Source organism: Pseudomonas sp. TSO6 (assembly GCF_056098905.1).
Genome location: NZ_JBLZWV010000004.1, coordinates 15,335 through 28,559, shown reverse-complemented (window position 1 = coordinate 28,559; position 13,225 = coordinate 15,335). Strand labels below are relative to the sequence as shown.

12 protein-coding genes and 1 pseudogene are annotated in these 13,225 nt (G+C 63.0%); 4 read left to right on the top strand and 9 right to left on the bottom strand.

Going from position 1 to position 13,225, the window contains the following annotated elements; genetic code table 11:
- Positions 1-35 precede the first annotated feature (35 nt).
- The 5 genes from ACN6NG_RS00675 to ACN6NG_RS00655 all read right to left on the bottom strand — a co-directional run bounded on the left by ACN6NG_RS00675 (position 36) and on the right by ACN6NG_RS00655 (position 5,065).
- The gene (locus ACN6NG_RS00675; RefSeq protein ID WP_063423170.1) at positions 36-1,274 is read right to left on the bottom strand and encodes a heme biosynthesis HemY N-terminal domain-containing protein; all 1,239 of its coding nucleotides are present in this window, start codon (positions 1,272-1,274) and stop codon (positions 36-38) included.
- Positions 1,271-2,371 (bottom strand): uroporphyrinogen-III C-methyltransferase, encoded by a 1,101-nt coding sequence (locus ACN6NG_RS00670; protein ID WP_016497482.1) that lies wholly within the window; start codon positions 2,369-2,371, stop codon positions 1,271-1,273. Before ACN6NG_RS00670 ends, ACN6NG_RS00675 begins: the two co-directional genes overlap by 4 nt.
- A gap of 45 nt (positions 2,372-2,416) precedes the next feature.
- A complete protein-coding gene (locus ACN6NG_RS00665; RefSeq protein WP_063423169.1) occupies positions 2,417-3,184 on the bottom strand; it encodes a uroporphyrinogen-III synthase in 768 nt (255 codons plus the stop codon).
- The gene (hemC, locus tag ACN6NG_RS00660; protein WP_063423168.1) at positions 3,181-4,122 is read right to left on the bottom strand and encodes a hydroxymethylbilane synthase; all 942 of its coding nucleotides are present in this window, start codon (positions 4,120-4,122) and stop codon (positions 3,181-3,183) included. The genes ACN6NG_RS00665 and hemC overlap by 4 nt, the downstream gene beginning before the upstream one ends.
- A gap of 199 nt (positions 4,123-4,321) precedes the next feature.
- On the bottom strand, positions 4,322-5,065 hold the full coding sequence (locus tag ACN6NG_RS00655) for a LytR/AlgR family response regulator transcription factor (protein WP_474312745.1): 744 nt from the start codon (positions 5,063-5,065) through the stop codon (positions 4,322-4,324).
- A 296-nt stretch (positions 5,066-5,361) separates the two neighbouring features.
- Here ACN6NG_RS00655 and argH point away from each other — a divergent pair, with 296 nt between their 5' ends.
- Complete coding sequence (argH, locus tag ACN6NG_RS00650; protein WP_016484340.1) at positions 5,362-6,756, top strand: argininosuccinate lyase; 1,395 nt, start codon at positions 5,362-5,364, stop codon at positions 6,754-6,756.
- 131 nt (positions 6,757-6,887) lie between these two features.
- Here argH and ACN6NG_RS00645 read toward each other — a convergent pair whose 3' ends face one another.
- The gene (locus tag ACN6NG_RS00645; RefSeq protein WP_063423167.1) at positions 6,888-7,550 is read right to left on the bottom strand and encodes a glutathione S-transferase; all 663 of its coding nucleotides are present in this window, start codon (positions 7,548-7,550) and stop codon (positions 6,888-6,890) included.
- A 147-nt stretch (positions 7,551-7,697) separates the two neighbouring features.
- Between ACN6NG_RS00645 and ACN6NG_RS00640 the strand changes: the two genes are divergently transcribed.
- Together ACN6NG_RS00640 and ACN6NG_RS00635 are read left to right on the top strand one after the other, a co-directional pair.
- The gene (locus tag ACN6NG_RS00640; protein WP_019471702.1) at positions 7,698-7,997 is read left to right on the top strand and encodes a hypothetical protein; all 300 of its coding nucleotides are present in this window, start codon (positions 7,698-7,700) and stop codon (positions 7,995-7,997) included.
- Positions 7,998-8,066: 69 nt separating this feature from the next.
- On the top strand, positions 8,067-8,312 hold the full coding sequence (locus ACN6NG_RS00635; protein ID WP_016484337.1) for a TIGR02647 family protein: 246 nt from the start codon (positions 8,067-8,069) through the stop codon (positions 8,310-8,312).
- 134 nt (positions 8,313-8,446) lie between these two features.
- On the opposite strand, the gene ACN6NG_RS00630 is transcribed toward ACN6NG_RS00635, so the two are convergent.
- Complete coding sequence (locus ACN6NG_RS00630; protein ID WP_474312744.1) at positions 8,447-10,390, bottom strand: FTR1 family protein; 1,944 nt, start codon at positions 10,388-10,390, stop codon at positions 8,447-8,449.
- A gap of 236 nt (positions 10,391-10,626) precedes the next feature.
- On the opposite strand from ACN6NG_RS00630, the gene ACN6NG_RS00625 reads away from it, so the two are divergent.
- Positions 10,627-11,082, top strand: coding sequence for an REP-associated tyrosine transposase (locus tag ACN6NG_RS00625; RefSeq protein WP_063423165.1), 456 nt, complete (start codon positions 10,627-10,629; stop codon positions 11,080-11,082).
- A 689-nt stretch (positions 11,083-11,771) separates the two neighbouring features.
- Here the strand turns inward: ACN6NG_RS00625 and ACN6NG_RS00620 are convergent.
- Both ACN6NG_RS00620 and ACN6NG_RS00615 read right to left on the bottom strand, forming a co-directional pair.
- Positions 11,772-12,015: pseudogene (locus tag ACN6NG_RS00620) on the bottom strand (DUF3077 domain-containing protein).
- Between the two features lie 482 nt (positions 12,016-12,497).
- Positions 12,498-13,163 carry an RHS repeat-associated core domain-containing protein gene (locus ACN6NG_RS00615; protein ID WP_081238101.1) on the bottom strand — a complete coding sequence of 222 codons (666 nt, stop codon included), beginning with the start codon at positions 13,161-13,163 and terminating at the stop codon, positions 12,498-12,500.
- Between the last annotated feature and the right edge of the window lie 62 nt (positions 13,164-13,225).

Here is a 13,225-nt window from a genome sequence, read left to right as displayed (position 1 = left end):
CAAAGCCCGCACCTTGGCGCGGGCTTTGGGGTGGGTCAGGCGCGTACGCCTTCTGGCAAGGGCAGCGCCAGCAGGCGCTCGTCCAGCAGGCCAAGGCCCTCCTGGAACAGCTGGTTGCTTCGCTCGGTCTCGCCCAGGCCAGCGAGCAGGCGAGCCAGTTCGGCACAGGCCTCGGGGTTGCGTTCCATGCGCAGGCTGCTTTCCAGGTAGTCCCGCGCCTTGCCCCACAGGCGATTCTGCAGGCTCAGGCGGCCCAGGGTCAGTAACAGGCTGGCGTCTTGCGGGTGATCCTTGAGCCAGCCTTCGGCGGTTTGCAGCTGGCGCGCCGGGTCATCACCGCGCACCAGGCCGTACAGGCGGGCCAGGTGGCTTTCGTATTCACGCTTGAGGGCGGTGCGCAACACCTGCTCGGCTTCGTTCTGGGCACCTACCTGGCGCAATTGCTCAGCGTAGGCCAGCACCAGTTGCGGCTCCTGGCGCTGGGCCGCGGTCAGCTGCTGCCAGGCGCGTTCCAGGGCCTGACGTGCGCTTTGCGCGTCTTCGCCACGGGTGGTGGCCAGGCTCAGGTTCTGGCCCCAGGCGCGTTGCTCCAGGGCGGCCAGCTCGGCGGCAGGCAGCACCTTGCCCTTGCGCAGGTCTGGCAGCAGGCGAATCAGTGCCGACCAGTCACCGCGCTGCAGGTACAGGCGCTGCAGCAGGCGCAGCACCTGGCCGTTGTGAGGGTGGCGTTCCTGCATGGCCAGCAGGGTTTCCAGGGCGCCGTCACTTTCACCACGGTCCATCTGCAACTGCGCATGGGTCAGGGCGATGGCCAGTTCCGCTTGCGGCTGACGCTCCAGCGCGCGCTCCAGCAGGTTGTCGCTGTCTTCGGTGCGGCCCTGTTCGTTGGCAGCACGGGCGGCACCGAGGTAGTACAGCAGCGGCTGGCGTTCAGCCTCGGCGGCACGGTGCAGGTGGCGTTGAGCACTGGCCCAGCGGCCCTCGGCAAGGTCCAGCTGGCCCTGTTCGATGGCCAGACGGATGCGCCGGCTGCGATTACGCCGCGACCACGGGTTGACCACGCCGCTGGAGGTCAGCACCAGGCCGACCAGGTAACGCACCAGCCACAACACAGCGACCACGGCCAGCAGCCCGGCCAAGGCCGCCCACAGCCCCGATTGATAGCGGAAGCTTCCATAGGAAAGCAGCACGTAACCGCTGTGCTTGGCGACCGCAATACCCAGTGCCGCGGCAATCACGATTGCCAGCACGGCCAGCAGGTAGACACGCTTCATGGTTTGCCCCCTTCAGCCTCAGCCGGCAGGTGACGGCGCTGAATGTAGGCCTGCACGGCCGCCAGGCTTTCGCTGAGGTCGGGGGTAACCACCGACACCGGCTGATCGGCCAGGGCATTGAGGCTCTCAAGCATGGCCTTGCTTTGCGGGTTGTCGGCGTTGAAGTTGGCCAACAACACGCTGCGGGCGTCGTCCAGCGCCTGGGTGTAGACCTTGGCGTCACCATTGAGCGCCGCCCACTGGGCCTGCTCGATGGTCAGGCTCAGGGCCAGGCGCAGCTGGTTCAGTTGCTGGCCGGCCAGCAGTGGCCGCACGTTTTCATCGGCGTTGAAGTCGATCTGGAAATACTTGGAGATTTCTGCCCACCACTGCGACAGCCGGCTGGCACCATCGCCGTCGGCGGTCAGGGCACCCAGCGCATCGGCATTGCTGTCGAACTCGGGCGATTGCGCACTCAACTGCTGTACCAGCTCACGCTGTGCAGCCAGTTTCAGGAACAAGCCGGTACGGTCCGGTTGCTGGGTGCTGTTGAGCGTGGCCAGGCTGCGTGCCAGTTGCTCACGGGCAGCGAAGGCACCCGGGTCGCTCTGCTCGCGCAGGATCTCGTCGGCGCCTTCGACCAGGGCCTTGGCGCTGGTGATGTCCTGCAAGGCCGACAGGCGCAGGGTAGCCAGGCGCAGCAGGTGCTCGGCTTCAGCCAGGCGCCACTCCTTGCGGCTTTCGCCTAGCACGGTTTCCAGGCGCTGGCTGAGGCGCTGCTGGTCGCCCTGCAATTGCGCCACCAGGCGCCGGCGGTCTTCCAGCTCGCTGGCCGCCGGCAGGCTGGCCAGTTGCGCGCTGATCTGCTGTTCGCGCTGCTGCAGGGCTTCGGCGCGCTGGGTGAGCGCCTCGATGTGCTGGCCCTGGTTGAACTCGCTGCCTTGCAGTTGACGTACCTGCCAGACACCCCAGCCACCTACTGCCACCCCGGCCGCACCCAGCAGCAAGGCCAGCGCTGCCAGGCCACTGCCGGAGCGCTTGGCAGGTGGGGCGGTGACAGGTTCCGCCGGCGCCTGTGCCGACGGCTGATCATTATTGGACAAGACAGTCTCGCTCACGTATCCATCCTTTGCATGGGGGCGCATCGCGTTCAGCTTAGCGCCTTAAGAGGCAGGTGCAGCGCTGCGCTGCACGGCTACCAGCAAGGCCGTGGCACTGGCGCCACGGCAATCCACAACCTGTTGGGCCCCGGCGGCCCGGGCCTGTTCGGCAACCCGTGGGCTGGGCACGAACAGCGGCAGGCGTGCCAGCTGCGGCCAATCCGCGCCGGCCAGCTGCTGCAGATGTTCAAAACCCTGCCCACTGCTGACCACCAGGCCATTGAGGCGTTCCGCTTCGATGCGGCGCTTCAGGGTGCCCGCCGGGTAATCCGGCAGGCAGCGACGATACAGTTCCAGATATTCGACACTAGCACCTTGCTCTGCAAGACGCTCTGCCAGCAGTTCGCGACCTCCGACGCCGCGCACGACCAGGACACGCGCTGCAGGCACGGCAACGGCCTGAAGCAGGGCCGGTAACGCCAGCAAGGCTTCGCTGTCATCGCCACGCGGCGGAGTGTTTACCTCCAGCCCGGCGCCCTGCAGCACTGCAGCGGTTGCCTCACCCACGGTGAACCAGCCTTGCCATGGCGGCTGCAGGCTGGCTTCGGCCAGTTGCTCAAGCAACAACCGGGCAGCTGGCTTGCTGACCACGATGATCGCCTGGAAGCCATGCAGGTCTTCCAGCAGCAGACGTTGCCGGGGCTCCACGGTGACGGGCTCTATCGCCAGCAGCGGCAGGCAGCTGCTGCCCACCCCCGCTGCCGCCAGGCTTTGCGCCAGCGCCGCACAGTCCTCGGCAGGCCGGGTCAGCAGCAGGCGCCATTGGCTCACGGGTGGCCGGCCTCGCCGTAGACTTCCTTGAGGATGGCCTCGGCACCTTGGCCCAGCAGGTCTTCGGCCACCTGTACGCCCAAGGTCTCGGCAGCAGCGCGAGGGGCACGGGCTTCGGCCACCAGCAGGGTACCCCCGCTCGGCTGGCCAACCAGGCCACGCAGCCAAAGCTGGTCACCTTCGAGGACCGCGTAGCAGGCGATCGGCACCTGGCAGCCACCATTCAGGTGTTTGTTCAGGGCGCGTTCGGCCACTACCCGGTCGGCGGTGTCGGCATGGTGCAGCGGCGCCAGGAGTGCGTGGATCTCGAGGTCGGCACTGCGGCACTCGATGCCCACCGCACCCTGGCCGCCAGCCGGCAGGCTGTCATCGACGCTGATGGTGGCGGTGATGCGGTCTTCAAAGCCGAGGCGGATCAGGCCGGCGGCGGCGAGGATGATGGCGTCGTACTCGCCGGCATCCAGCTTGGCCAGGCGCGTATTGACGTTGCCCCGCAGGAAGCGGATTTGCAGGTCCGGGCGGCGCGCCAGCAACTGGGCCTGACGGCGCAGGCTGGAAGTGCCGACGATGCTGCCGGCAGGCAGCGCTTCAAGGCTGTCAAAGGTGTTGGAAACGAAGGCATCACGCGGGTCTTCACGCTCGCAGATGCAGTACAGGCCCAGGCCTTCGGGGAAGTCCATGGGCACGTCTTTCATCGAATGCACGGCGATGTCGGCTTCGTTGTCCAGCAGGGCGGTTTCCAGCTCCTTGACGAACAGGCCCTTGCCGCCGATTTTTGCCAGTGGCGCGTCGAGCAGCTTGTCACCCCGGCTGACCATGGGCACCAGGGTCACCAGCAGACCGGGGTGGGCCTGCTCCAGGCGGGCTTTGACGTATTCGGCCTGCCACAGGGCCAAGGCACTTTTACGGGTGGCAATGCGGATTTCGCGAGTGGACATGGAACGCCCCGATCCAGAGAAATGCCGCCGATGATAACAGCATCTCCTTTATCGCTTGCAGATGTGGATCAGCTGAGGGCCTCTTCGCGGCTAAAGCCGCTCCCACAGGGTGAGGTGCCGCTCTACAGGCCAATGATCAACCTGTGGGAGCGGGTTTACCCGCGAACAAGGGCGCAGCCCTTGCCATGCGGGCGCCGTATCAGAGGGTCTGCATCATCTTGCGCACGCCGGCAACATGCCGGCGGCTGACTGTCAGGGCATCACCGTCCAGGCCTTTCAGGTAGAGCTGAAAGTGCCCCAGCGGGGTACGCTGCAAGCGTTCTATGCGCTCGCGGGCAACCAGCGCATTGCGGTGAATACGCACGAAGCGTTCGCCAAATTCATCCTCCAGGGCTTTGAGCGGCTCGTCGAGCAGCACTTCCCCGGCCTCGTGGCGCAAGGTGACGTACTTGTGGTCGGCAATGAAATAGATCACCTGGGGCAAAGGAATCAGCTCGATGCCTTTGCGCGTGCGGGCACTGATGTGGCTACGTGGGCCGCCACCTTCATTGGCCGGCCGGGTAAGCGCCGCCAACTGGGCGCGGTTGGGTTTTTCGGCCTTGCGCAAGGCATCGCGCAACGCCTGGGCCTGGAAGGGCTTGGTCACATGGCTGAGGGTACTGTCCTTGAATGCCTCGGCACCGTATTCATCATCCCCGGTGCAAAACACCACCGCCGGCGGCGCCTCGCGTTCGCACAAGCGAGCGGCTACCTGCAGGCCATCCAGGCCTGGAATGCCGATGTCCAGCAGGACCACATCGGGCTTGAGGCTTTCGATCAGCGCAAGGGCCTCCTCGCCGTTGGTGGCGCTAGGCTCCAGCACGGTGTAACCCTCCAGTTCGCCGAGCAGCCGGCTGAGGCGTTCACGGCCTTGGGGTTCGTCATCAACGATCAGGACATTCATAATTGCGCTGGATTCCTGAATGAGTCTCGCACAGGTATAGCGTAGACAGGTGTGGTTCGAGCGACACTGCGGTCACGCTCTAGACCGGTGCGATGGCCAAAGATTCACTCGGACGGCAGATTCACCGCCAGTCCTTTGTCCAACTGTAGACGGTCCGTGGAACACTGCCGTTCATTCCTTAAAATCCTTCTCTGCCATTTTCCAGGCATTTCTGTCGACCGGCGCCCTGCGGCAGCCAGCCCAACCCTGCTATTATCGGCGCCACTTTTTCGTTCACGCCTGCAATGAGTGAATCCATGAGCACCGACAAGACCAATCAGTCCTGGGGCGGCCGCTTCAGTGAGCCCGTCGACGCCTTCGTCGCCCGTTTCACCGCCTCGGTCGATTTCGACAAGCGCCTGTACCGCCACGACATCATGGGTTCGATCGCCCATGCCACCATGCTGGCGCAGGTCGGCGTGCTCAGCGATGCCGAGCGCGACACCATCATCGATGGCCTGAAGACCATCCAGGGCGAAATCGAAGCCGGCAAGTTCGACTGGCGCGTCGACCTCGAAGATGTGCACATGAACATCGAGGCACGCCTGACCGACCGCATCGGCATCACCGGCAAGAAGCTGCACACTGGCCGTAGCCGCAACGACCAGGTGGCCACCGATATCCGCCTGTGGCTGCGCGACGAAATCGACCTGATCCTGGCCGAAATCACCCGCCTGCAGCAGGGCCTGCTGGAGCAGGCCGAGCGTGAAGCCGAAACCATCATGCCCGGTTTCACCCACCTGCAGACGGCCCAGCCGGTCACCTTCGGCCACCACCTGCTGGCCTGGTTCGAAATGCTCAGCCGCGACTACGAGCGCCTGGTCGACTGCCGCAAGCGCACCAACCGCATGCCCCTGGGCAGCGCCGCGCTGGCTGGCACCACCTACCCGATCGACCGCGAGCTCACCTGCAAGCTGCTGGGCTTCGAAGCCGTGGCTGGCAACTCGCTGGACGGCGTGTCGGACCGTGACTTCGCCATCGAATTCTGCGCCGCTGCCAGCGTGGCGATGATGCACCTGTCGCGCTTCTCGGAAGAGCTGGTGCTGTGGACCAGCGCGCAGTTCCAGTTCATCGACCTGCCGGACCGCTTCTGCACCGGCAGCTCGATCATGCCGCAGAAAAAGAACCCGGACGTGCCAGAGCTGGTACGTGGCAAGAGCGGCCGCGTGTTCGGCGCCCTCACCGGCCTGCTGACCCTGATGAAAGGCCAACCGCTGGCCTACAACAAGGACAACCAGGAGGACAAGGAGCCGCTGTTCGACGCTGCCGACACCCTGCGCGACTCGCTGCGCGCCTTTGCCGACATGATCCCGGCAATCAAGCCCAAGCACGCCATCATGCGTGAAGCGGCCCTGCGCGGGTTCTCCACCGCCACCGACCTGGCCGACTACCTGGTTCGCCGTGGCCTGCCGTTCCGTGACTGCCACGAAATCGTAGGCCACGCGGTGAAGTACGGCGTGGACACCGGCAAGGACCTGGCCGAGATGAGCCTGGACGAACTGCGCCAGTTCAGCGACCAGATCGAGCAGGACGTGTTTGCCGTGCTGACCCTGGAAGGCTCGGTGAATGCCCGTGACCACATTGGTGGTACGGCACCGGCGCAGGTACGCGCTGCCGTTGTTCGTGGCAAGGCGCTGCTGGCTTCGCGTTAAGGCCCATTGCGAGGGCTTTGCCCTCGATCGCCGGCAAGCCAGCTCCCACAGGTACTGCATGTGACTTGAAGGTTGCACTGTACCTGTGGGAGCTGGCTTGCCGGCGATGGGCTGCGGAGCAGCCCCAGGTTTTAGCGTTTACCGCTGCGAATCATCTCCATGAAGGCCGGCATCGACGCTTCCTTGTCCGCCACGATCCGCGCCATGTGCGGGTTCTCGCCCATCAGCTGCAGCAACGCCTTGGCCTGCGGGAAGTCGGCCAAAAAGTCGATGTTCAGCACTTTCTTGCCCACGGCATAAGCCAGGTCGACCGAGAAGCAGAACATCAGGTCTGCCAGCGTCAGCTGCTCACCCGCAACATAGGGTGCAAAGCGACCGTTGCGCTTGAGGGTGGCAAAGCCAGCCAGCAAATCGGCACGCGCTTTCTCTTTGACCAAGGGCTCAACCGACATGCCGAAGAACGACTCGGCATAGCAAGTACGCGCCGGCAGCTCGATGTACAGCTCGATTTCCTTGAGCAGCTCACGCACCTTGGCCTGCCCGAACGGGTCGGCCGGCAGCAGTGCCTTGCCGCCTTGGGTCTGCTCGATGTAGTCGAGGATCACACTGGTTTCGCTTAGGTAACCGTGTTCGGTCTGCAGCACCGGCACCTTGCCCCGCGGGCTCACTTCCAGCGCCTGTGGCGCCTGGCCGCCATAGAAGGTGACTTCTTCGAAGGGCAGGCCTTTTTCCAGCAGGGCCAGCTTGACCATGTTGTAGTAGTTGCTGACCGAGAATCCATGAAGCTTGAGCATGAGGTAACAGCCTCCAGGCCGTAAGGGGTTGGCCCGGCTTTTATAGACCCTAAGCCCGGCCCTGACCAGCGTCATGCACCCCGTCAATGCCCGGGCATTGCCGCCACGGGCGTGGCACACTGTGCATCCCATCACAGGAGTACCGCCATGAGCGAGCCCACCGACATCGACAATGACGACGAAGCCTTCGCCGAGGCGACACTGACCCAGGCCATCGAAAACCAGATTGAAAGCGGCGAGCCGCCTGCGGCCAAGGCCACCTTAAACAAGCTGACCCTGGTCGGTTACGAGCGCGAGGACATCCTCAACCTGATGGCCCATGTGCTGGCCTTCGAAATCGACAACATGCTGGTGGAAGACCGCGCGTTCAACGGCGAGTGGTACGAGAACGCCCTGCGCGCGCTGCCGGAGCTACCACCTGAGATGGATCAAGGCGAGGACGAATAACCCGACTACACTCGAAGGTCAGGCACCGTAAGCGGTGCCGCCATCCTTGTCTGGAAGTCAGGAGTCGCCATGTCTTTTACCCCCGATCTGATCGCTGAACTGGAAGTACTCGCGCTGTTCAAACACGACAGCAGCCAGGAAGGCATCAAGATAAACAGCAACGCCGCCCCTGCCCTGGTCGCCGCTGCGCAACGCCTGCATGAAAAGGGGCTGACCGATCAACCCGATGGCGGCTACCTGACCAGCCTGGGTCACGACGCCGTTGACAGTGTCCAGTTGCTGCAGAACATCCTCAAGGCGCCACAGCCAGCCTGAACCAAGATTACAAGGGGCTGCCATGCAGCCCATCGCCGGCAAGCCAGCTCCCACAGGTATTGCTCATGGCTTGAAACTGATGCGGTCGGGGTGGGAGCTGGCTTGCCGGCGATGGGCCGCAGCGCGGCCCCCGGTCAGTTGGCCGTTGCCCTGCGCTTTTCCACCAGCCACGAGCGCCCATACAGGAACACGATGGCCAGCAAGGCCACCGCCTGTGCCGACAGCGAGTAGGCATCAGCGTGAATGCCCAGCCAATCGAACTCGAAGAACGCCACCGGCCGTGTGCCCAGCACCCCGGCTTCTTGCAGCGCCTTCACGCCATGCCCGGCAAACACCACCGACAGCGCGCACAGCAGCGCGGCGTTGATGCTGAAGAACAGCGTCAGCGGCAGCTTGGCAGAACCGCGCAAGATCACCCAGGCCAGGCCCACCAGCAGCACCAGCGCCGTGGCGCCACCCGCCAGCACTGCCTGGTGCCCGGCAGGGCCTGCCTGCAACCACAGGGTTTCGTAGAACAGGATCACTTCGAACAGTTCGCGGTACACCGAGAAAAACGCCAGCATGGCAAAGCCAAAGCGCCCGCCGCCGCTGACCAGGCTGCTTTTGATGTAGTCCTTCCAGGCGGCAGCGTGGCGGCGGTCATGCATCCATACACCGAGCCATAGCACCATCACCGCGGCGAACAGCGCCGTGCAGCCTTCCAGCAGTTCGCGCTGGGCGCCGCCCACATCGATCACATAGGCCGCCACCGCCCAGGTGGCGAACCCGGCGACCAGCGCCAGCCCCCACCCGATGTTGACGCTGCGTACCGCCGACTGCTGCCCGGTGTTACGGAGGAAGGCCAGGATCGCCGCCAGCACCAGAATTGCCTCCAGGCCTTCGCGCAGCAGGATCAGCAAACCGGAGATATAACTCAGCGACCAGCTCAGGCCGTCGCTGCCCAACAGCTTGGCGGCCTGGTCGAGCCTGCTCTTTGCCTCAGCCAGACGCTGTTCGGCCTGAGCCACGGGCAGGCCATCCTGCAGGGACTGACGGTAGGCCATCAGGGATTTTTCGGTGTCCTTGCGCGCCTGGGTGTCGATGTTGTCCAGCGAGCTTTCCACCAGCTCGAAGCCTTCCAGATAGGCCGCTACCGACAGGTCATAGGCCTGGTCGTGGTCACCTGCGCGGTAGGCGGCCAAACTTTTGTCCAGCGTGTTGGCAGTGTATTCGAGCAGTTGCGCCGGGCCTCGCTTGACTTGCGGCGGCTGGGCACGCTGGGCACGGAACGCCTCTATGACCGCGTTGCCTTCGTTGGCGGCGACTTCGGCCGGGGTTTGCCGGGCCAGGTCGGCGATGTTCCAGGTCTTGTCACCTTTGCCGGCTGCCGGCTTGGCGGTGAAGCTGGCGATATAGGCGGCCACATCCCAGCGCTGACGGTCATCCAGCTGGTCGGCAAAGGACGGCATCTCGGTGCCGTCGATGCCCAGGGCGAGGGTGTTGTAGAGGTCGAACAGACTCAACTGGTCCAGACGCGCGACATCGCGCAGGTTGGCGGGCGCAGGCTCCAGGCCCACGCCAGCGGGGCCGTCGCCTGCGCCTGTGTCGCCGTGGCAGATCGAGCAGTTTTGCGCGTACAGCGCAGCGCCGCGGGCCGGGTCTGGGGTGATCACCGGGGCCTGGCTGACCTCGTAGGCCACTGCCAGGCGCGCGCCCAGTTGGCGGGCCTGCCTGGCGACAGCGGTGCCCTCCTGACGCTGATCGATGGCCTGGCGCAACGCCTGGACGCCCTGCTCCAGGGCGGCTTGCTCGGTATTTGCGGGCAGGGCTTTGACCAGGTCGGCCAATACCGCGCTGAATTCCTGTTGCTCGCGGTATTCGCCCTCGTCGATCACCTTGCCGCCTTGTACGGTCGGCGGGTAGTCGGCGCCGATGTAGTCCAGCAGGTGCAGGGCGTTGCCGGCCTCAGCGGGAGACTCGGCCAGCGCCAGGGTGCTGCACAGTGCCAGCACCGGGCCGAGCAATATAGCCGGCAACCAGGCAAGCAGACGGGAACGGGTTTTCATGGCCAGTCTCGAAGGGAATGCGAAAGAGAACATTGTTCACTCCGACTTGCCTTCGCTCAAGGGTGCCTGGCGGATTTCATGAAAAATCTTGCTACAAATCAGATGACAAGTATCACGCCGCCCTCAGAACCTGCGCTGATCAGTGGGAGCGGGCTTGCCGGCGATGAAGGCTACGCCGATGCCACAGGAAACACTGGGTACCAATTGATGAGTCACCAATAGAGCCATTGCCACTAGCCTGATGGGCAAACCAACAGGAGGCAGGGAACATGGATCGTCCCCATTCAGACCAGTTACGGCTTGGCCGGTTTTCGGAAACCAGTCATTTGTATCTGCTTACAAGCACAACCCTTGGCAGGGCACCGGTCTTTAGTGATCTTCACTCGGCCCGCTTGCTCGTGGCTGAGTTGCGCCAGGCTGAAGAGGAAGGTGCAATCAGATCTTTGGCCTGGGTAGTGATGCCTGACCATTTTCATTGGCTAGTCGAGCTTGGCCCGGGCAGCCTGAAGCGCTTGATGCGCCGGGTTAAGTCCCGTAGCACCATGATGATCAACAGGCATAACGGACGAAGCGGGCGGCTCTGGCAAAAGGGGTTTCATGACCGGGCTTTGCGCCGGGAAGAGGATGTGCAGACGGTGGCACGGTATATTGTCCTGAACCCGAAGCGAGCGGGTTTGGTCGCGAGGGTTGGGGATTATCCTCATTGGGATGCGATTTGGGTTTGATGGGACGTTGCCTGATAGGGCCCTATCGCCGGCAAGCCAGCTCCCACAGAAATTTCAGCAAGCCTGTGGTCGGGGCCGGCCTGTCAGGGCCTCATCGCCGGCAAGCCAGCTCCCACAGAAATTTCAGCAAGCCTGTGGTCGGGGCCGGCCTGTCAGGGCCTCATCGCCGGCAAGCCAGCTCCCACAGAAATTTCAGCAAGCCTATGGTCTGGGCCGGCCTATCAGGGCCTCATCGCCGGCAAGCCAGCTCCCACAGAGATTGCAGCCAGTCTATGGTCTGGGCCGGCCTGTCAGGGCCTCATCGCCGGCAAGCCAGCTCCCACAGAGATTGCAGCCAGCCTATGGTCTGGGCCGGCCTGTCAGGGCCTCATCGCCGGCAAGCCAGCTCCCACAGAGATTGCAGCCAGCCTATGGTCTGGGCCGGCCTATCAGGGCCCTATCGCCGGCAAGCCAGCTCCCACAGAGATTGCAGCCAGCCTATGGTCTGGGCCGGCCTATCAGGGCCTCATCGCCGGCAAGCCAGCTCCCACAGAGATTGCAGCCAGCCTATGGTCTGGGCCGGCCTATCAGGGCCTCATCGCCGGCAAGCCAGCCCCTACAGGTGACTCACGAGGCTTGAACAAAGTGACGTACCTGTGGGAGCTGGCTTGCCGGCGATGGGCCGCACAGCGGCCCCAGGTTTTTGAAGGCTATTGGAGAACCTTGTTCAGTCCTCGCTCCATATCATCGATCAATGCTTTGGCCATCTCGCTGAGTATCCGCGCAGCGCTCCCGGCAATGAGGTCGTTCTCCATTTCCGCCTCGGTAGTGAGGTGGCGGATGCAGCCAAGTAACACTGACAGTTGGGAGAATGCGTGATTGAACGGCACATTGGGCTGCAGGCGAAACAGGTCCCACGCCAACGGTGGAAGTGTCTCTTGGGTCGTTGCTCAGGGTTAGGGCGCTGGTAAGCAGCTTGCAGTCATCGATGCTGAGCGGGTCGATGAGTGACAAGTTTGGTGGGTCGAGTAGGAGCAGATCGGTGAGAGGTGGGTCGGGGACGAGCTTTTTCATAGTTGATTCCCTTGTGGATTTCTATGAACTGCACTCCTCCTCGTCTCACGGATTAGGGTGGCAGTCGTGCGAGGGGTGAGACCCGGGCCACAGGGAAAACCGACCAGGCTAAAGCCTGCCCGCGCACGACCGCCATGAAGCGGTGCAACTCTGTGTGGCCGGGGGGCTCAATCCCGATCGCCTTGCTAGGCGACCCAAGGACGTTATTCCCAGAGTACATTCCAGCCAAGCCAGCACCTTCCGATAGCGGCCGCAGGATAATTCGACAGGGATTCAGAACTGGAGCATTTGGTTGCAAGTTCAGAAATTTCTTACGGCTAAAGGCCCCATAACAACGGCTTCGTCCTTCGTTGTCGACGAAGTCACGTGTGCCCCCCTACCTGACTAATTTCCACCTCACCTTCTCCTACCCTGAACGTCATGCGCTGACCACCATCGAGACGGACTTGCCAAATGCCCAGCTTTTTGTTCGTGATCTTTAAATTCGGATCTCCCATTTTTTTGGCAGCCTCGGTAAATGAAAGTCCTTCTTTTTCAATAGCGTCGACAAAAATATTGTAGTTATGCTCTGCCGCAGGCGACAAATCTTTCATATCCCTGTCGCGTAGCCGCTTTACTTTAAGAGGGCTCACGGGGCTTGTAATAGAACTCGAAGCGTTAAGTTGACCTTGCCTATTTGCACGCTTGACATCAAGTTTCAGGGGTTTGACACGCCTCATATGCCCTGTAGGATCAAAAAAATTCACTGGATCACAAGAGACATAGGCATAGGTATGCCACCCCCCCTTGCCGAACGGACTCCAGCTATCAGCGCTGTTGAAGCGCATCAGCGCCGGGTTGTATACCCGGTAGCCGGCGCCGAGCAAATAACACCCAGTTACCCCGTCACGCGGCTGTCCGTCAAAACCCAACACGCCCGCTAACGGGGCAACATTAAAACCGTAGGGCGCATAGCTGAACTTTTCACAAGAGCGCTCAGCCCGCTCTTTCACAGTGCCATCAGGCATACCACACGTAACTTTTGCCATGTTCCACCTACCTGATTAAGTCAGGCAGAGCATGGCGAACTCTCACTCGGACAAGTAACTAG

Bases quoted from the DNA above. Each gene is read 5' to 3' on its own strand.
- ACN6NG_RS00655 (WP_474312745.1), bottom strand. From the start codon at position 5,065: ATGAATGTCCTGATCGTTGATGACGAACCCCAAGGCCGTGAACGCCTC.
- ACN6NG_RS00635 (WP_016484337.1), top strand. From the start codon at position 8,067: ATGTCTTTTACCCCCGATCTGATCGCTGAACTGGAAGTACTCGCGCTG.
- ACN6NG_RS00640 (WP_019471702.1), top strand. From the start codon at position 7,698: ATGAGCGAGCCCACCGACATCGACAATGACGACGAAGCCTTCGCCGAG.
- hemC (WP_063423168.1), bottom strand. From the start codon at position 4,122: ATGTCCACTCGCGAAATCCGCATTGCCACCCGTAAAAGTGCCTTGGCC.
- argH (WP_016484340.1), top strand. From the start codon at position 5,362: ATGAGCACCGACAAGACCAATCAGTCCTGGGGCGGCCGCTTCAGTGAG.
- ACN6NG_RS00675 (WP_063423170.1), bottom strand. From the start codon at position 1,274: ATGAAGCGTGTCTACCTGCTGGCCGTGCTGGCAATCGTGATTGCCGCG.
- ACN6NG_RS00625 (WP_063423165.1), top strand. From the start codon at position 10,627: ATGGATCGTCCCCATTCAGACCAGTTACGGCTTGGCCGGTTTTCGGAA.
- ACN6NG_RS00645 (WP_063423167.1), bottom strand. From the start codon at position 7,550: ATGCTCAAGCTTCATGGATTCTCGGTCAGCAACTACTACAACATGGTC.
- ACN6NG_RS00630 (WP_474312744.1), bottom strand. From the start codon at position 10,390: ATGTTCTCTTTCGCATTCCCTTCGAGACTGGCCATGAAAACCCGTTCC.
- ACN6NG_RS00615 (WP_081238101.1), bottom strand. From the start codon at position 13,163: ATGGCAAAAGTTACGTGTGGTATGCCTGATGGCACTGTGAAAGAGCGG.